The sequence below is a fragment of the Pseudoalteromonas sp. PAST1 genome, from assembly GCF_021532515.1.
GTDB classification, from domain to species: Bacteria; Pseudomonadota; Gammaproteobacteria; order Enterobacterales; family Alteromonadaceae; genus Pseudoalteromonas; species Pseudoalteromonas simplex.
The window spans coordinates 1-18,421 of the sequence record NZ_JAKGBH010000031.1 but is presented as its reverse complement, the minus strand read 5'-3'; the positions used below and the strand labels follow the sequence as shown (position 1 = coordinate 18,421).

The 18,421-nt window shown below is 42.5% G+C and carries 12 protein-coding genes, 1 other RNA gene and 1 pseudogene; 9 read left to right on the top strand and 5 right to left on the bottom strand.

All coding sequences use genetic code 11. The annotated features are described in order from the left end of the window. Positions 1-4: 4 nt before the first annotated feature. Together cydB and L1272_RS15225 are read right to left on the bottom strand one after the other, a co-directional pair. Complete coding sequence (cydB, locus tag L1272_RS15230; protein WP_268841507.1) at positions 5-1,144, bottom strand: cytochrome d ubiquinol oxidase subunit II; 1,140 nt, start codon at positions 1,142-1,144, stop codon at positions 5-7. Next, on the bottom strand, positions 1,141-2,727 hold the full coding sequence (locus L1272_RS15225) for a cytochrome ubiquinol oxidase subunit I (RefSeq protein WP_054553106.1): 1,587 nt from the start codon (positions 2,725-2,727) through the stop codon (positions 1,141-1,143). The genes cydB and L1272_RS15225 overlap by 4 nt, the downstream gene beginning before the upstream one ends. A 421-nt stretch (positions 2,728-3,148) precedes the next feature. Here L1272_RS15225 and lpxB point away from each other — a divergent pair, with 421 nt between their 5' ends. The 6 genes and pseudogenes from lpxB (at position 3,149) to L1272_RS15195 (ending at position 11,103) form a co-directional block, all read left to right on the top strand. After that, positions 3,149-4,306 (top strand): lipid-A-disaccharide synthase, encoded by a 1,158-nt coding sequence (gene lpxB / locus L1272_RS15220; RefSeq protein ID WP_054553105.1) that lies wholly within the window; start codon positions 3,149-3,151, stop codon positions 4,304-4,306. Further along, the gene (gene rnhB, locus L1272_RS15215; RefSeq protein WP_235373786.1) at positions 4,296-4,901 is read left to right on the top strand and encodes a ribonuclease HII; all 606 of its coding nucleotides are present in this window, start codon (positions 4,296-4,298) and stop codon (positions 4,899-4,901) included. Before lpxB ends, rnhB begins: the two co-directional genes overlap by 11 nt. After that, positions 4,901-8,392 carry a DNA polymerase III subunit alpha gene (gene dnaE, locus L1272_RS15210; RefSeq protein WP_054553103.1) on the top strand — a complete coding sequence of 1,164 codons (3,492 nt, stop codon included), beginning with the start codon at positions 4,901-4,903 and terminating at the stop codon, positions 8,390-8,392. Before rnhB ends, dnaE begins: the two co-directional genes overlap by 1 nt. A gap of 16 nt (positions 8,393-8,408) precedes the next feature. Then, complete coding sequence (gene accA / locus L1272_RS15205) at positions 8,409-9,365, top strand: acetyl-CoA carboxylase carboxyl transferase subunit alpha (protein ID WP_054553102.1); 957 nt, start codon at positions 8,409-8,411, stop codon at positions 9,363-9,365. 91 nt (positions 9,366-9,456) lie between these two features. Continuing rightward, positions 9,457-10,766 (top strand): annotated as a pseudogene (gene tilS, locus L1272_RS15200) (tRNA lysidine(34) synthetase TilS). Then, complete coding sequence (locus L1272_RS15195) at positions 10,759-11,103, top strand: hypothetical protein (protein ID WP_166341542.1); 345 nt, start codon at positions 10,759-10,761, stop codon at positions 11,101-11,103. Before tilS ends, L1272_RS15195 begins: the two are co-directional and overlap by 8 nt. A 25-nt stretch (positions 11,104-11,128) precedes the next feature. Here the strand turns inward: L1272_RS15195 and L1272_RS15190 are convergent, their stop codons facing one another. Next, positions 11,129-12,025: a GGDEF domain-containing protein gene (locus tag L1272_RS15190; RefSeq protein ID WP_235373785.1), complete on the bottom strand. Its 897-nt coding sequence runs from the start codon at positions 12,023-12,025 to the stop codon at positions 11,129-11,131. Between the two features lie 138 nt (positions 12,026-12,163). On the opposite strand from L1272_RS15190, the gene L1272_RS15185 reads away from it, so the two are divergent. Further along, the gene (locus L1272_RS15185; RefSeq protein ID WP_054553098.1) at positions 12,164-14,137 is read left to right on the top strand and encodes a monovalent cation:proton antiporter family protein; all 1,974 of its coding nucleotides are present in this window, start codon (positions 12,164-12,166) and stop codon (positions 14,135-14,137) included. A 7-nt stretch (positions 14,138-14,144) separates the two neighbouring features. Here the strand turns inward: L1272_RS15185 and L1272_RS15180 are convergent, their stop codons facing one another. Next, positions 14,145-15,290 carry a patatin-like phospholipase family protein gene (locus L1272_RS15180; protein ID WP_138599329.1) on the bottom strand — a complete coding sequence of 382 codons (1,146 nt, stop codon included), beginning with the start codon at positions 15,288-15,290 and terminating at the stop codon, positions 14,145-14,147. 134 nt (positions 15,291-15,424) lie between these two features. Here L1272_RS15180 and L1272_RS15175 point away from each other — a divergent pair, with 134 nt between their 5' ends. After that, a complete protein-coding gene (locus L1272_RS15175) occupies positions 15,425-16,294 on the top strand; it encodes a DUF3014 domain-containing protein (protein ID WP_138599330.1) in 870 nt (289 codons plus the stop codon). Between the two features lie 136 nt (positions 16,295-16,430). Continuing rightward, an RNA gene (gene ffs, locus L1272_RS15170) (signal recognition particle sRNA small type) lies at positions 16,431-16,527 on the top strand. A 422-nt stretch (positions 16,528-16,949) separates the two neighbouring features. Here ffs and L1272_RS15165 read toward each other — a convergent pair. Then, the gene (locus L1272_RS15165) at positions 16,950-17,924 is read right to left on the bottom strand and encodes a transposase (RefSeq protein WP_235373784.1); all 975 of its coding nucleotides are present in this window, start codon (positions 17,922-17,924) and stop codon (positions 16,950-16,952) included. Positions 17,925-18,421 lie beyond the last annotated feature (497 nt).

Sequence of the window (18,421 nt, the reverse complement as noted above, 5' to 3'; positions counted from 1 at the left end):
CTCCTTAGTAGCTACCGTGCGTGTTGTTTTCGATTTCACTAATGGTTACTTTGCGCCACATCTTCACATAGCACCACGTTGTGTAAATAAGGATAAGTGGTACAAAAATAACCGCTGCAATAAACATCACGTTGAGAGTCATATGGCTCGAAACCGCATCCCACATAGTTAAACTAATATTTGGGTTGTTACTCGAAGGCATAATGAACGGGAACATTGACATACCCGCAGTTAAAATTACGCCTGCAAGCATTAGGCTTGACGCTGCCAATGCCATTGCCGGTTTTTGTAATTTAGATAACACAATCGCCAGTGCCGCCATCACGAATGCAAGGGCAGGGAACAGCATGGTTAATGGCATTTTTGTATAGTTATCAAGCCATGCACCTGGTGCCTGCGTGACTGTTTTACCAAGCGGGTTTGCAAAGCCTTGAGTATCGCCCATGCTAACGATTTTATAACCGTCAATTTGCGATACCCACACACCTGCCAAGGCAAACAACACAATAAACGCCATCAGCGCATATTGACCGTATTGTGCTGAGCGTTTTGCAACCTCTGCATCCGTACGAAGTTGTAGCCACATTCCTGCATGACCAACCAACATCAGTACGCTTACTAAGCCAACAACAATGGCAAATGGGTTTAATAACGCAAAGAATGAACCTTGATAACTGACACGCAGTAGGTCGTCGATATGATAAGGCACGCCCAGTAATAAGTTACCAAATGCCACACCAAATACTAAAGCAGGAATAAAACTGCCTGCAAATAAGCCCCAATCCCAGTTGTTTCGCCAGCGTGGTGAGTCTATTTTTGAGCGGTAATCAAAACCAAGCGGTCTGAAAAATAACGCAAATAACACCAGCATCATAGCAAAGTAAAAGCCAGAGAACGCGGCCGCGTATACCATAGGCCAAGCCGCAAATAGTGCACCCCCAGCGGTGATGAACCAAACTTGGTTACCATCCCAGTGAGCACCTATGGTGTTAATTACAGTACGGCGCTCCACATCGGTTTTACCAACTAGGCGAAGCAAAATTGCCACACCCATGTCCATACCATCGGTCACTGCAAAGCCAATCAGTAATACACCAATTAACAGCCACCAGATTAGTTTTAGTGTTTCGTAATCAAAAATCATGACTGAGCTCCTTGGCTTGCAAGTGAATCTGCTTTAGCAAGTTCATGGTGATATTTACCAGTATGAAGCGAGCTTGGACCTTGTTTAATAAAGCGCAGCATTAACCAGCCTTCTACAGCAGCAAGCCCTGTGTAAAAGATAATGAAGCCAGTAATGCTGATAAGTAAATCGTTTACCGTCAGAGATGAGGTTGCCAAGAAGGTTGGTAGAATCTCTGAAATAGCCCATGGTTGGCGGCCATATTCAGCAACAATCCAACCAAATTCAATGGCAATCCACGGCAGTGGAATACTCCATACCGCAGCCCATAATAACCAGCGCTTTTGCTCAATAATGCGGTGCGCGTTGTAATAAAATGCAAGCACGAATACGCCTAGCATGATCACACCGCAACCGACCATAATTCTGAAGGACCAAAACATAGGGCCAACTTTAGGAAACGAATCTTTCACTGCTTTTTGAATGTGCTCTTCTGTGGCATCTACCACGTTAGGCGTATAGCGTTTTAGTAGTAAACCATAGCCAAGGTCGTCTTTTAAGCTATCGAATTTTGCAATGTTTTCTGGAGTGTCTTCACCACCTCGAAGCTTCTCTAAGTATTCGTATGCAACCATGCCATTACGAATTCGTACTTCGTGTTGCTTTTCTAGATCTTTAATACCCGTTACCTGTTCATCAATAGAGCGAGTAGCAATAATGCCCAGTGCATAAGGTATTTTAACAGCAGCGTGGGTGACTTGCTCTTCTGAATCAGGAATACCGACCAGAGTGAATGCAGCAGGGGCTTCTTCGGTGTGCCACTCAGCTTCAATGGTTGCGAGTTTAACTTTTTGTACCTCGCCAACTTCGTAGCCAGATTCATCACCAAGTAAAATAACACAAAGGATAGACGCTAAACCAAACCCAGAAGCAACCGAAAACGAGCGTTTAGCAAAAGCAAGATCGCGACCTTTTAGGATGTACCAGCTACTAATGCCCAGTACAAACATAGATGCTGCAACATACCCTGCCGAAACGGTATGAATAAACTTAACTTGTGCGACGGGATTGAATACCAGTTCAGCAAAGCTGGTCATTTCCATGCGCATGGTTTGATAATTAAACTCAGCCCCTACAGGGTTTTGCATCCAACCATTGGCAATCAAAATCCATAAAGCTGATAGGTTAGTACCTAGAGCCATAAGGAAAGTTGCAGCTAAATGCTGACGTTTTGTTAGTCGCTCCCAACCTAAAAAGAACATACCGACAAAGGTTGACTCTAAAAAGAATGCCATTAAGCCTTCAATCGCTAGCGGTGCGCCAAAAATATCGCCCACATAGTGAGAGTAGTAAGACCAGTTGGTACCAAACTCGAACTCCATGGTTAGACCTGTCGCCACACCAATCGCAAAGTTAATACCAAATAACTTACCCCAGAATTTAGTCATATCACGATAAATTTCGCGACCAGTCATCACGTAAACGGATTCCATGATCACCAAAATCCACGTCATACCTAAAGTAAGGGGAACAAATAGGAAGTGAAAGAGGGCAGTGATTGCAAACTGCAATCGCGATAGATCCACAAATGTTTCATCTATCATTGTTTAGCTCCTTGTTAGCGAGTGCGGTAGACACGACAAATTATTGGTTTTAAAGTTTCAGTAATTATTGAAACTTTGTGAATATTAACCTTGTATCCATTTTAGTCAATAGAAAAATAAGAAAATAAGATTAAATAATTGTTCATCATTTCTACAGACTAGAGATTAAAGCCTAACTTTTCAATCGATTAATTACCTTATCAAAAACTTTTAGCCAGTTTTTATAGAACAAAAAGATTACTCACTTATAGGTATTCTCTCGGCTAAAAAATTAATTGTTTACTTTCTTAGCTGGTTACCTAGGTTAATGAATAAGCACTTATTTAAATTCTAGTATTAATTACTCGTGTGACATTTATCCGACTGCTAAAACACGGTAAACTCATTTTTATTAGTGCCAAAAGTTGCGAATTATCAACGAATGAAAGAACAAACAAAGCCGTTACGTATTGCCTTGGTGGCAGGTGAGTTATCAGGTGATATTTTAGGTGAAGGGCTAGTAAAAGCACTTAAACGCCGTTTTCCAGATGCCATATTTGAGGGGATTGCAGGCCCGCGTATGCAAGCGGCTGGCTGTAAAACATTATTCGATATGGACGAATTATCTGTAATGGGCTTAGTTGAAGTACTTGGCCGATTACCGCGCCTACTAAAAATACGCAAACAATTGGTGCAGCATTTTATCGATAACCCACCAGATGTATTTATTGGTATAGATGCCCCTGACTTTAACTTACGTGTTGAAAAGCCGCTAAAAGAGGCGGGTATTAAAACAGTACAATATGTTAGCCCGTCAGTGTGGGCGTGGCGCGAAAAACGCATTCATAAAATCAGTGCCGCCACTAACTTAGTGTTGGCATTATTGCCGTTCGAAAAAGCCTTTTATGATAAGCACGATGTACCTTGTACGTTTGTGGGTCATACTCTGGCTGATGATATTGCTCTTGAGCACGACCAAACCGAGGCTCGTAATCAACTTGGATTGGCACAAACTGATAAAGTGCTTGCATTACTACCTGGTAGTCGAGGTTCTGAAGTAGGTCTTTTAAGCGAAACTTACATTGAAACAGCGGCGAAATTACAAGCGCAAAATCCTGATCTTAAAATTGTGGTGCCGTTAGTCAATGAAAAACGAAAAGCACAGTTTTGTGAGATTTTAGAAAAAACAGCCCCTGATCTAAAACTGCAATTATTGGATGGTCAGTCAAATCTTGCAATGCAAGCCGCTGATGCCATTTTGCTTGCCTCAGGAACCGCAACACTTGAAGGTATGCTGTATAAAAAGCCGATGGTTGTGGGTTATAAAATTAAGCCATTGAGTTACTGGATTTTCAAAACCTTATTCACGTTTAACATTAAGTATTTCTCGTTGCCTAATTTATTAGCCGATGAAGAACTCGTCCCAGAGTACCTACAAACTGAGTGTAATGTTGAAAACCTATCGGCTGCGCTAACTCCTATGCTTAATACCGATAACAGCGAACTAAAGGCGCGCTTTTTAGCCATACATAAAAACATTAGATTAAATGCCAATGAACAAGCTGCAGCAGCAGTCGCGGAGTTACTAAATGCAAATTGAACGACCGAATGTTAATTATATTGCTGGTGTAGATGAAGTTGGCCGTGGTCCATTGGTCGGTGATGTTGTAACTGCTGCGGTAATACTGGACCCAAATAAACCCATTGCCGGGTTAGCCGATTCTAAAAAGTTATCAGACAAAAAACGTCAATTATTAGCGTCAGAAATAAAAGAAAAAGCCCTGTGCTATGCCATTGGGCGTTGTAGCCCAACTGAGATTGATGAGCTAAATATTTTACATGCCACCATGCTCGCGATGAGTCGCGCGGTTGAAGGCTTAAGTGTAAAGCCAGAGTTTGTTTTTATTGATGGTAACCGTGTGCCTAGTCAATTAACTGTGCCAGCACAGGCGGTAGTAAAAGGCGATAGCCTAGTCGAAGAGATTTCAGCGGCTTCTATTTTAGCGAAAGTTGCCCGTGACGAAGAAATGATTGAGCTTGATAAGCGTTATCCTAACTATGGCTTTGCAGGTCATAAGGGCTATCCAACTAAAGCGCACTTTGCGGCACTCGAACAATACGGGGCAATTGCAGAGCATCGTAAGAGCTTTAAACCTGTTCAGCGCATTTTGGCGTTAAAAGGAGAGCAACTGTAATGCCTGCGCCGCAATTTGTTCACTTACGTGTTCACTCAGATTTCTCAATGGTGGATGGCCTCGCTAAAACTAAGCCAATTGTCGCTAAAGCAGAAGAGCTGCAAATGCCTGCGTTGGCTATCACAGATCAGATGAACTTATGTGGTTTGGTGCGTTTTTATGGTGCTGCCCATGGCGCTGGGATTAAGCCTATTGTCGGCGCAGATTTTTGGCTCAGAAGCCCTGAATTTGAAGATGAACCTAGCCGAATTACCATCTTAGCGAAAGATAACGAAGGCTATAAAAACCTCACCTTATTGATCTCTAAAGCGTACCAACGCGGACATTTATTTCATCGGCCTGTGGTTGACCGTGAATGGCTGGTGGAGCACAAAAGTGGCCTAATTTTATTATCTGGCGCTAAAGATGGCGACTTAGGTAAAGCATTATTAAAAGGTAACCCTGGGCTTATAGAATCGGTCGTTAGCTTTTATAAGCAACATTTTAGCGATCATTATTACATTGAGCTTATTCGTACGGAACGTGCTTTAGAAGAAGACTATTTACACCTAGCTGTTGAGCTTGCCGCAAAAGAGCAGTTACCTGTAGTGGCAACTAACGAAGTAGTATTTTTAAAGCCAGAAAACTTTGAAGCCCATGAAATCCGCGTTGCAATCCATGACGGTTACACCTTAGAAGATAAACGTAGACCAAAACGTTTTTCTGAGCAGCAATACCTTAAAACGGCTGAGCAAATGGCTGAGCTATTTAGCGATATTCCTGAAGCGCTAGAAAACACTGTTGAAATTGCTAAGCGCTGTAATGTGACCGTGCAGCTCGGGACTTACTTCTTACCAGATTACCCAACCGGTTCGCTAAAAATTGAAGACTTCTTGGTTAAGGTCTCTGAAGATGGTCTTGAAGAGCGTTTACAGTTTTTATTCCCAGATGAGCAAGAGCGAAAAGAAAAACGTGGCGAGTATGATGAGCGTCTGAAAATAGAGCTCGACGTAATCAACCAAATGGGTTTCCCAGGTTACTTCTTGATCGTAATGGAGTTCATTCAGTGGAGTAAAGATAACAATATTCCGGTAGGTCCAGGGCGTGGTTCTGGTGCAGGTTCATTGGTTGCTTATGCACTGAAGATCACCGACCTCGATCCACTCGAATTTGACTTACTATTCGAACGTTTCTTGAACCCAGAACGTATCTCAATGCCCGATTTCGACGTCGATTTCTGTATGGATAGGCGTGATGAGGTAATTGATCACGTAGCGGCACTTTATGGTCGTGACGCGGTATCTCAGATCATTACCTTTGGTACCATGGCTGCAAAAGCGGTTATCCGTGACGTAGGCCGTGTACTTGGTCACCCTTACGGCTTTGTTGATCGTATTTCTAAACTAGTACCGGGCGATCCGGGCATGACCTTGGCTAAAGCGTTTGATGTTGAGCCGCGTTTACAAGAAGCCTACGACGGTGATGAAGAGGTCAAAGAGCTTATTGATATGTGTCGCATCCTTGAAGGCTGTACACGTAACGCCGGTAAGCACGCTGGTGGTGTTGTAATATCACCCACCACAATCACTGACTTTGCCGCTCTTTATTGTGATGATGAGGGTAAATTCCCGGTAACACAATTTGATAAAAACGACGTCGAGACGGCGGGTTTAGTAAAGTTTGACTTCTTAGGTCTTAGAACACTTACCATCTTGCAGTGGGCACTTGATATGACTAACGAGCGCTTAGCTCGTGAGGGTAAAAAGCCCGTTGATATCAACGCTATTCCACTTGATGATAAGCCAAGTATTGAGTTACTGCTACGCGCCGAAACCACCGCGGTATTCCAGCTCGAATCTCGTGGTATGAAAGACCTTATTCGTCGTCTAAAGCCCGACTGCTTCGAAGATATGATCGCACTGGTAGCACTATTTCGCCCTGGTCCATTGCAATCAGGCATGGTAGATAACTTTATCGACCGTAAGCATGGCCGCGAAGAGTTATCTTACCCAGATGCGCAGTGGCAACACGATAGCTTGCAACCAATCCTTGAGCCAACCTACGGTATCATTCTTTATCAAGAACAAGTAATGCAAATTGCCCAGGTACTGGCTGGTTATACGCTAGGTGGCGCTGATATGCTGCGTCGTGCGATGGGTAAGAAAAAGCCTGAGGAGATGGCAAAGCAACGTTCAACCTTCGAAGAAGGCGCTGTTAAAAACGGAGTTGACGGCGAACTTGCAATGAAAATCTTCGACTTGGTAGAGAAGTTCGCAGGTTATGGCTTCAATAAATCTCACTCAGCTGCTTATGCCTTAGTATCGTACCAAACGCTGTGGATGAAAACCCACTACCCAGCAGAGTTTATGGCTGCGGTAATGTCGGCAGATATGGATAACACCGATAAAATTGTTACCTTGGTAGATGAATGTGAAAACATGAAACTGACCTTGTTACCGCCAGATGTCAATGCCGGTGAGTACAAGTTTACGGTTAATCTACAAGGTGAAATTGTTTACGGTATTGGTGCCATTAAAGGGGTTGGTGAGGCACCGGTTGAAGCTATTTTAGAAGCTCGTAGCGAAGGTGGCCCGTTTAAGGACTTATTTGATTTTTGTGCCCGTGTTGACTTAAAGCGTTTAAACAAGCGTGTTGTTGAAAAGCTTATTTATGCCGGAGCGCTCGATCAACTTGGCCCAGATAAAACCCAGCCTGGCCGTGCAACCTTACTCGCAAGCTTAAAAGATGCCATGCGGGCGGCCGATCAGCATCATAAGGCTGAGTCACTAGGGCAGGCCGATTTATTCGGTTTACTTGCTACAGAGCCAGATGAAGTTGAACAAGCATTTATTAAAGCCACAGATTTAACCGACAATGAGTGGCTAGACGGTGAGAAAGAAACTTTAGGTCTGTATTTAACTGGTCACCCAATTAATCAGTATCGTAAAGAGTTAAAGCATTATACATCAGGAAGGCTGGTCGATTTACAACCCACTAACCGCGATGTCCAGTCAACGGCTGCAGGCTTAGTGATCTCAGCTCGTACCTTGATAAACAAAAAGGGAAATCGATGGGGTCTTGTAACTTTAGATGACAAGAGTGCCCGTATTGATGTACGCTTATTCCCAGAACAGTTTGAAATGTACCAAGATTTGCTGCAAGTAAACAATATCTTGGTAATATCTGGACAGGTCAGCTTTGATAACTTCTCTGGTGGCATTACAATGACCGCTAGAGACATATGCACCATCGCACAGGCGCGAGAAAAACGTATAAAAGCGATTAAAATGACCTTGAATATGGTGCAGATCGAGGCGAACTTCTTCGATAATTTACAAAAAGTGCTGGAACCTTATAAGTTTGGTACTTGTCCTATTAAAGTATTCTATCAACGTCCGGATGCGTTGGCTGAGATTACTTTAGGAACCGAATGGTGTGTTACGCCGAGTGATGACTTAATTCACAAGTTATCGCTGATGGCGGCGCAAGATGTAGAACTAGAATTTAACTAATTAGGTAGTTTAGAGCATGAGCCTCAATTATCTTGATTTTGAGCTTCCAATCGCTGAATTAGAAGCAAAAATTGAAGAATTACAAAATGTAAGCCGCGCTGGCGAATTAGACCTTGGATTAGAAGAGGAAGTCAGTCGATTAAAAGAGAAAAGTGCTGAAATGAAAGAGAAAATTTTCTCTGAATTAGGTGCTTGGCAGGTTTCTCAGTTAGCCCGTCATCCGTTGCGTCCTTATACTCGTGATTACATCGAGCGCATTTTCACGGAATTTGACGAACTAGCAGGCGACCGTACTTTTGCTAACGACCCAGCTATTTTAGGTGGTGTTGCACGTTTTGAAGGTCAACCAGTGATGGTTATTGGCCAACAAAAAGGGCGTGACACGGCTGAAAAAATTAAACGCAACTTTGGTATGCCAAAGCCAGAAGGTTACCGTAAAGCATTACGCTTAATGGAAATGGCTGAGCGTTTCAAAATGCCAATCATGACATTTATCGACACCCCAGGTGCATACCCAGGTGTTGGCGCTGAAGAGCGTGGTCAAAGTGAAGCAATTGCGCGTAACCTTAAAGTTATGGCTGCGTTAAAAGTACCCACTATTTGTACTGTTATCGGTGAAGGTGGTTCTGGTGGTGCATTAGCTATTGGTGTGGGCGACCGCGTTAACATGTTGCAATACAGCACTTACTCTGTAATTTCGCCAGAAGGTTGTGCATCAATCTTATGGAAAAGTGCAGACAAGGCACCATTAGCTGCAGAAGCCATGGGTGTAACAGCTGCACGTGTTAAAGAGCTTGATTTAATTAACAACGTCATTGATGAGCCGCTAGGTGGTGCACATCGTAATTACGATGCGATGGCGCGTAACCTTAAAAACCAACTTAAGCGTGACCTAGCTGACTTACAAGGCCTTTCACTAGATGAAATGCTTGATCAGCGTTACAAACGTTTAATGTCGTTTGGCTATTGCTAAACACAGCTTAAAATTGAAAAAAGCCGCTTTTGCGGCTTTTTTTGTTTTATAATGCCGATAACACAGACGCTTGTATACTCATTGGTTTTTAATGCAAACATCAGATTTATACCACCATTTTTTAGCACAATTGCAGCCTTTGCTGAACGCTCAGCAAACTTGCTTTAGCGTTGCCTTATCTGGCGGTGTAGATTCGGTTGTGTTGTTACATTTAATGAAGCAAGCTCAACAGCAGCACTCTGAACTTAAAATTGAAGCTGTGTATGTTAATCATGGTTTGAGCAAGTATGCTGATGAGTGGCAAGGGTTTTGCCAATCGCTATGTGAAGAGTTCGACGTGGCATTTAAAGCTGTGCTGGTTGAAATTCATCAGCGCTCGCGTACATCACTTGAGGCACAAGCAAGAGAGGCTCGGTACCAAGCACTCGACGAAACTGTATGTTAGGTAGTGTAATACTGCTTGGTCAGCACTTAAATGATCAACTTGAGACCTTCTTACTTCGTCTAAAGCGTGGCTCTGGCTTGCAGGGTTTAGCATCGATGCCACAAACGCGATTGTTAGCGTCTGGGCGAGTATGTTTTAGACCGCTGATTAATATCACTCGTGAGCAAATTGAACAATTTGCCGATGAATTTGCTATTACTCATATCACCGATGATTCAAATGTTGATGAGCGCTTTGACCGCAATTTTTTACGTCATCAGGTTCTGCCTATTTTAACGAAGCGTTTTCAAGGGTTTGAAAAAAGCGCAGCGCGCAGTATTCGGCTTTTACAGCAACAGCAATCACTGCTCGATGAATATACGCAAAGTGACCTTGCGCATTGCCAAAATTCGCAGGGTGGCTTAAGTTGTCAGGCAATTTCGCCCTTTAGCCAGCCCAGACAAGCAAACCTTGTCCGTGCGTGGCTAAACCAGTTTACCCATCAACTACCTTCTGAGAATCAGCTACAGCAAATTATTGAGCAAGGTTTAACGGCAAAAGCCGATGCCCAGCTAAAAATTTGTTTGCAAAGCGGTGATGTTCGTCGGCATCAGCAGCATTGGTACTTTGTGAAGGAGCAGGCAATACCTGAGGCGATGGATATAACTTTGCAGGGCATTGAACTGACAGATGGCCGAAAACTAATAGTGAAAGCGGGCAAGGGCATTAGAAAACCAAAGCAGGATGAGCAAGTAAGGGTTGAGTTTAATAAGCCACAAGCACGTATCAAACCTTTATATAAACCCGGCTCAAACACCTTAAAACATTGGTTTAAAGATGCCAAAGTAGCTCCTTGGTTACGTGCGCAGACACCACTAATTTTTTATAACGATCAACTTGTGCAAGTTGTTGGCTACTTTGTTAGTGAACAGCACAGTGTTGAAGATGGAATTCTTTGGGAGACACTCTATGAGTGAACAACCTCATGTTGGTTTATCACTAGTTAATAAAGCACCACTTGGCTTTGCGTTGTCGGTGCTAGTGGCTGTAATTGCTGGTTTTGCTTATACAGAGCTGACAATAAATACACTTTTTTATGCGCTAGCTGGCGGCCTAGTATGCTCATTATTGCTGCTAGGTTACTGGTCAGGCAAAGGCGGTATTTTCTTTATATTGGGCGTGCTTACGCCGCTGGCATTAGTGATGGTATCGCCCCTTACCACCATGGCTGCCTTGCTTTACTTATTAAGCGGCTTCTTCGCTGGTTTTTGGTTAGTATTATTTGGTTATAAACTTATAAACAAAAAAGCCTAGCGGGGGATGCTAGGCTTTTACTCAATTAGTAAGCTCTTGCGCAGTTTCTTCCTGCTGCTTTTGCCTTATAAAGGCCCTTGTCAGCACGGGCAAACACTTCGTTTTCGCAGTCTTGGTTATTGGCGAGTGTATAACCAATACTTGATGTAACATCATATTGAGCCATCAATCCTGAGCTAGCAACTAAGCTCATAATGCGATCGGCAATCACTTTATTAGTGGTAAATTCAGGATCGTCAATTAGCAATGCAAACTCATCTCCACCAAAGCGGAAAATTGAGTCGGTACCGCGAACACTACTGCGTAATACATTGGCAAATTCTTGCAGCACATCATCGCCAATTTTATGACCAAAGTTATCGTTTACTTGTTTAAAGTTATCTAAATCAAGCAACATTAAGCTAAATGGGCGATGTTGACGGCGGCAACGTTCTAGCTTTTGTGCCAAGCTGTCATTAAATTGACTACGGTTATTTAAGCCTGTTAGCGCATCTTTAGTCGCTAAACGTAATACGCGGGTGTACATAAGCGCATTACGTAATGGGTAAACGAGGGCTGTATGGAGCTGCTTTAATTTTGCTTCAATCGCTTTACCCATAGGGAACTGACTAAAGTAAATTAGCTGCCCTAAGCGTTCACTTTCGATATCTAAATCAAAAGAGTACGGTGTTTGGCTGGTATCGCTGCCTGCGCTTTGTGACACTCCGAGTGCAGATTGGAACTGTAAGCCAGATAAATTGATTAGTTGCTTTGCGTGCTCGGCAAAAATAGTCAAAATTTCTTCGATTGATAACGTGGTTTGTAACTTTGCGACCAAATCGTGTGGACTATTTGTTTCATTTATTCGGTAATGCTCTGCCGAAAACGGCAGAAACTCGCCTCGCGCAGACACCCGCTGCGTCAAAATATGGACATTTTCCATGATAATTCTCCCCCCGGAGTGTTTAGATACCCCCATGTAGCGAGATTTGTGCCATATTTTTAAACTGGCCGAAAAACAGATGGTTGCTATATTTAAAAGAGAAACCAGTTTTGTCACCAAGTCTAGGGAGTTGATTGCTTGCAAAATGTGCTGATCCAAGTGTTTGGCTTGCTCGTCGCTGCCGTATTATTTGTTTGGTTTTTCAAGCGAATTGGTTTACCACCCATTCTTGCTTATCTTGCGACAGGTGTACTGGCAGGGAGTCATGGTATTGGCTGGATGGCGCAAAGCCATGAAATGCACTTTGTTGCTGAGCTCGGCATTGTGTTTTTACTGTTTAGCTTAGGGCTTGAGTTTTCATTGCCGCGTTTAATGGCAATGCGCAATATTGTATTTGGCCTTGGCTCCTTACAGGTCGTGGTGACCAGCATAGTGTTTATGCTAATTTTACTGCTGCTTGAGCACAGCCTTTTAAACAGTTTTACTATTGCTAGTTTAATGGCGCTGTCTTCAACAGCGGTGGTGGTGAAGCTACTTAAAGAATCTGGAGATTTAAACCAGCGCCGCGGCCAGTTGGCAATAGGGGTGTTGCTGTTTCAAGATATTGCTGTTGTCCCTCTGCTCATTGTTTACCCCTTGCTAGCCCAAAGTGGCTCTGAAGAAATTGCCGGTGCATTGGCTTTTGCACTTACTAAAGGTGCTTTAGTGTGTATTTTATTGTTCGGCATAGGTAAATGGATTTTGCCTAAAGTGTTTAGCGAAATAGCGCTGGTAAGAACCGATGAGCTATTTATGCTAACGACTTTATTGGTTGCCTTGTTTGCCGCAGGCTTGACTTACCTATTTGGTTTATCGATGGCGTTAGGCGCATTTTTAGCCGGCATGATGCTGGGTGAAAGTCACTATCGTCACCAACTTGAAGCCGATATTAGACCATTTCGCGATATATTAATGGGGCTATTCTTTGTGACTGTTGGTATGCAGCTAGATGTGCTTTATGTACTTAATAGTTGGTACTGGATCATCGCGGTATTAATTGGCTTATTGCTATTTAAAATTGCGGTGCTTGCTATTTCTGCGCAAGTGATGGGGGAGCGTAAGCAAGATGCGGTATCAGCGGGTATTATGCTTTGGCAAATGGGAGAATTTGGCTTTGTATTAATTGCACTTGCTTCGCAGCATTTGCTGATAAGCTCAGAGCAAGCTTCGTTTTTAATTGCAGTTGGCGTGCTTTCGATGGCGCTAACGCCTTACTTAATTGAAAAAACACCGCTTATTCTCAAAAAACTTGGCCTTTTAAGCCATGCAGGACAGTACTGGCAACAGCCCGCGACAAGTAGCCCTTTGTATCAAAATCATGTCGTTATTTGTGGTTTCTCCCGTGTTGGGCAAACTGTTGCGCGCTTTTTAAAGCCAGAAGCAATTGAATACGTCGCTGTCGAAAGTAACCCTATCTTATTGCAAGAAGCGAAAGCGGCTGGTGAACCGGTTATATTTGGCCATGTGAATCAAAAAGATATTTTAAAATCAGCGGGCGTTGAGCGTGCAAGGTTGGTGATTATTACCTTTACCGATTTTGAGCAAACGCAAATAGTTGTTGATGCCATCAAACAAATAGCACCTGATGTAAAGATATTGGTACGAATGCGCGATGATACCGAAATGGAAACGCTTAAAGAACTCGGTGTTACTGAGGTGGTACCAGAAACCCTTGAAGCAAGTTTAATGTTAGTTTCGCATGTACTTTATATGTCTGGTGTGCCGATGACACGGATCATACGCCGTGTTAGTAAAGAGCGGCGCAATCGTTATAAATTTTTAAATGGCTTTTTCACGGGTGATAAACTTGATGGCGAAGAGGCAAGTTCAGATAGGCTTGAGTATTTACATGTTATAGCTCTGCCAGAGCATGCTTATGCGGTTAATCAGAAAATTAGTGAGCTTAAGCTTGAGCAGCGCCGTGTGTCGGTTAGAGCGCTGCGCCGACAAGACCGTGAAATTGACGCACCTTCATCACAAACTATTTTATTGGCAGGTGATATTTTAGTGTTGCAAGGTAAGCCTCGCCGAGTAGAGCGGGTAGAACGGTTTTTACTCGACGGTATGGAGTAGCTATTAGCTACTCCAGCTCTAAGAATTTACGAATTTCAGGTAGCTTTTTAAGGCCATCTTGGTAGCCAATTTCAATGAGCTTTTGGGTATAACGTTTTTCAAACAGTAAGTAGCTCGTTAAACTCGATTGCGAACGTTTCTTCACGCCTATCATGCGTAGTAACACTTTGATTGCCATAGGCATGTCATCATAAAACTGAGCTGCGATTGCATTAAAGTTTTGCGATGGATTGATCACGCAAGTTTCAATTTGTTTAAGCTCTTGGTGTTTGTCACGGGCAGGTAATAGGCTCAGCGTGCGATTGATACGTTGTAAACGCTCTAAATCAGACTGTAGCGTGTCGGTAAAGACGCTATCGAGTAAGTGGCCTGCAATATTCGAAAGGCCAGGGTAATGAGGCTGATAACCCGGCGGATGCAATTCTTTTGGTTCATCAACACCAATAATAAAGATTTTTTCAGCACCTAAATGAACCGACGGACTCAGTGGCGAAAGTTGGTGAATAGAGCCGTCGCCGAAATAGTGGTTATACACATTCACACTTGGGAACACCATAGGTATGGCACTCGACGCCATTAAGTGCTCAACATTTATGCGGGTTGCCTGTCCTTCACGTTTTGCTCTGCGCCACGGCTTTTGTGTAAGTGACTGAAAAAATGCCACAGAGTCACCTGTGGTATAGCTCGAAGCAGTAATCGATACTGCATCTAGGTAATTTTTATGCAGGTTTCGTTCGATACGTGATAAATCGAGTATTTCGTGCAACAGTTTTCGCAGCGGCTTATTGTTCAGCAAACTCGCTGGTGGGTGATTTATATGTTCAGATTGAAAACTTGTAAGCATGTTGCGGGTAATATGCAAAAACACACTTAAAAAGTCGCTTTTATAAACCTGAGAAGTCGAAAAGTTTTTCCACACCCATTCAAGTTTTTTGCATGCTAAATGTGCACAGGATGCATAACATGCTAATGCAGCGGAATTAATTGCGCCAGCTGATGTCCCATTAATAATAGTAAAGGGCAGCGGTGCTGTACGAGGCATGCTTTGAGTTATCGCTTTAAGCACACCAACTTGATAAGCCGCTCGCGCGCCACCACCTGTTAGTAATAAAGCGATTTTAGAGTGTTGTGTTTTTTTTAACTTACTGCTCATGGTTGCATTTAAATAGTTGTGCGTCTTTACTTTATTTATCAACTGTAAGTCTTTAAGCTAGAAGAAGCAAAGATTAGCTCAAGGCTAAATGGTTTTTTCGTATTTTTATCTGTTTTATTTTTAAGGGAGTGTCTATGTCAGAGCATTCGTCAGAACCTGAAGTACAAAAGGGTTCATCAAATAACAACCTGATTTTTGCGGTGGTTGTGCTTATCCTTGTTGCGGGTGTGGCAGCGTTTATTTTATTGAAGCCTGAAGATAAACCAGTGCAAGTTGTTGAAGATATTGTTAGCGAACAAGCGCCAGTTGTTGAGTATCAAGAGCCAGAGCCTGACCCAGAACCTGAAGTGACAGAGCCTGAGCCAGAGCCCGTTGTTGTAGATACTGCACCAGAGCGCACTCCAGAGCCAGTTCCAGAAGTTGAGCCACTACCAACGTTAAATGAAAGCGATGAAGTGGTTGTTGCTCGTATGGATGAGTTACTAAGCGACCAAGTGATGAGCTTAATGGTGACTGATGATCTTATTCGCCGTGGTGTTGTGTACGTTGATAACATCGCAAAAGGTAAAGTGGCAGTTAGCCATGCACCTGTAGAACGCCCTAAAGAGTCGTTTAAAGTTATTGAGGGCGATATCTTAACAATCGACCCAAATAGCTATGAGCGCTATACACCTTACGTAAAACTATTTACTAGCTTAAGCGCTGCTCAAGTTATTCGTATGTATGATGAATATAAACCCCTTATCAGTGAAGCTTATGCAGAAATTGGTTACGAAGGTGATGCATTCACAGGCACGTTAGAAGAGGCGATTGATGTACTGCTTGATACGCCAGAGCCAAAAGGTGATATGCCACTCGTTCGTAACTCAGTTACGTATCAATATGCTTACTCTGAGTGGGAAAACTTACCCGATGCGCAAAAACAATTGCTGCGTATGGGCCCAGAAAATATGAAGAAAGTGAAAGCTGCGCTGCGCAATATTAAAGCTGAACTTGAAAAGTAAGCGATAACCCCCTTAATGACAGTGCGATTGTATGCCAAGTATGCAATCGCACTTTCTTTTTCGAATACCCCTTGAATAACTGGCTAAAAGTAGAGATAATCCCTCCCGCGCCAAACAAGGCCCTCAATGGTAGTCTTATTGGTCCTCTCGCAACACTAGCAGGTGAACCTGGTCAGGCCCGGAAGGGAGCAGCCACAGCGTGTGATGTGTGTGCCGAGATGCGGCTGGTAAGACTGCCACCCAAAATTCTATTTGGGTGACTTATTTCATTTAAATTCCTTTTAAATTTTTTAGAACCAATCTTTTATTCTTGTATTAATCTAACTTTCTTTGAGCTTTTTATTTCTTAAGTTATCTAGACATCCACTTTAAGGTTATCTAGGCACCCAAATTAGACAATATAAATTCAGGCTCAATTTTGATGATTTGATTGAAGATGACACAGCTGGTTAGGTACAGGTAATAAAGTTATTCGGACACCCACTTTTGTAGGTATTTTAATAACTAATTTTAAAGCCGACTTGCTTAGTCGTTCTAAATTAATTTACAGATAAATGTTATGTTTAGGTGATTCTGTAGACATTGTCTGATTAGCGCCTGATTTGGGCAAGCTTAGCTCAAAGGCAGACCACTTTAAACATTTTCGAGTTTCGGTTTAGGCAAATAGTGCACGACTAGTGCTAATAGAGCTTCTTCGTTTTCGTTTCATGTGATTTGCATAAGCAGTTATAGCTTGCTCTTTACCAGCCGTATTTTTAAACGAGCGAGTAAAGGAAGTGGTGAGTGTAAGCCAGTTGTCAGTACAAATATCTAGTCTTTCAAGTATTGGTAACGCATTTTCTGGGATGTTCCCAGGCTTATTTTCTCGTATTGAGCGGCCTGTCCAATCTACAAGTTGCAGATATGTCTTGAGCTCAAATGGTAGTCCCTTAGGCGTATGTTTACGTGGTTTACCTGCAAAGCGCATAAGTGATTTCGGTTGCTTATTATTTTGAGCTGCATTAATTCTAGATTTAATACTGGTGTAGTCAGATTGCTCAGGTAAATCAGCCGCTTTTGATCTAACAGGATTTAAATCTACATAAGCAAGGCAAGCTGCAAGAGCTGCTTCATCAAGTAAAGCTTGTGATTTAAAGCGACCTTCCCAAAAGCGTCCTTTGCACTCATCTTCTTGATTTGCTTTTCGTGCAATACTCTCATTAAGAACGCGCATAAACCAACTAATACTTCTGAGCCGTTCTCGATATAAATTTACTCTGGCATTAACCGCAGCGAGCTCGGTTTGTGTTAGCAATTCGCCATTTAAGAATCGTTGGCAAAGGAATGTGCTTTTGAATAATTTGTGCCATCTAATCAGAATCGCTTTATTATTCAAACGATTTGCTTTTGCTATATCAATATGAAGTACTAGATGAGTATGGTTACTCATAACTGCGTAAGCACAAACATCAATACAAAATATACGACCAAGTTGAAGTAGTTTCTTTTCAACCCAATCGCGCCTGTGTTCATATGAACGACCAGTTAGTGGGTCTTGCCCGCACAAAAAAGCGCGACGAACACAACGTGAAATACAATGATAGTAAGGCGTGTTTGAAACGCTAATTAAGTTTCTACGAGGGGTTGCCATGCTCTTCTCCTCCATGAGTTGAACACAATAAGCTTAGCTGTAATTCTAAAGAGTGAGAAACAGAAAGTAGTTTATTCACTTTTTCGTTAAACAATTGACAATTTGTTTCGCAAGTAATCTTAGGTTGATTATACTTTAAAAACTAGTAGGTTAACTCGAAATCATAAATGTTGACTTGCCAGAATCCCAACATATAAGTTTCTTTATTTCTAGCTCTTTTAGTATGTTGAGTAGTTCGGTTTCAGAAAGACAGCAGTTCTGTTTTAGGTTATCTATAGAAATTTCTTTATTAGAGTTGTTAACTTTTGAGGCTAACATAATACGATAAATTAATTTTGACTTGCGATTCATAATGCACTCCCCACATTTGCCCCCTGTGTCAGGATAGTTGTCGCCTCAGTTTTTCATAGCATTAAACAGGAGGCGGAAGTTAGGTATGAGTGAGACATTATCCAGAAGAACATAAAAAGGCAGTGGTTAGTAAGTTGATTGAAAGC

Excerpts from the sequence above, each read along its gene's own strand:
- cydB (WP_268841507.1), bottom strand. The coding sequence starts at position 1,144 with ATGATTTTTGATTACGAAACACTAAAACTAATCTGGTGGCTGTTAATT.
- L1272_RS15225 (WP_054553106.1), bottom strand. The coding sequence starts at position 2,727 with ATGATAGATGAAACATTTGTGGATCTATCGCGATTGCAGTTTGCAATC.
- lpxB (WP_054553105.1), top strand. The coding sequence starts at position 3,149 with ATGAAAGAACAAACAAAGCCGTTACGTATTGCCTTGGTGGCAGGTGAG.
- rnhB (WP_235373786.1), top strand. The coding sequence starts at position 4,296 with ATGCAAATTGAACGACCGAATGTTAATTATATTGCTGGTGTAGATGAA.
- dnaE (WP_054553103.1), top strand. The coding sequence starts at position 4,901 with ATGCCTGCGCCGCAATTTGTTCACTTACGTGTTCACTCAGATTTCTCA.
- accA (WP_054553102.1), top strand. The coding sequence starts at position 8,409 with ATGAGCCTCAATTATCTTGATTTTGAGCTTCCAATCGCTGAATTAGAA.
- L1272_RS15195 (WP_166341542.1), top strand. The coding sequence starts at position 10,759 with ATGAGTGAACAACCTCATGTTGGTTTATCACTAGTTAATAAAGCACCA.
- L1272_RS15190 (WP_235373785.1), bottom strand. The coding sequence starts at position 12,025 with ATGGAAAATGTCCATATTTTGACGCAGCGGGTGTCTGCGCGAGGCGAG.
- L1272_RS15180 (WP_138599329.1), bottom strand. The coding sequence starts at position 15,290 with ATGAGCAGTAAGTTAAAAAAAACACAACACTCTAAAATCGCTTTATTA.
- L1272_RS15175 (WP_138599330.1), top strand. The coding sequence starts at position 15,425 with ATGTCAGAGCATTCGTCAGAACCTGAAGTACAAAAGGGTTCATCAAAT.
- L1272_RS15165 (WP_235373784.1), bottom strand. The coding sequence starts at position 17,924 with ATGGCAACCCCTCGTAGAAACTTAATTAGCGTTTCAAACACGCCTTAC.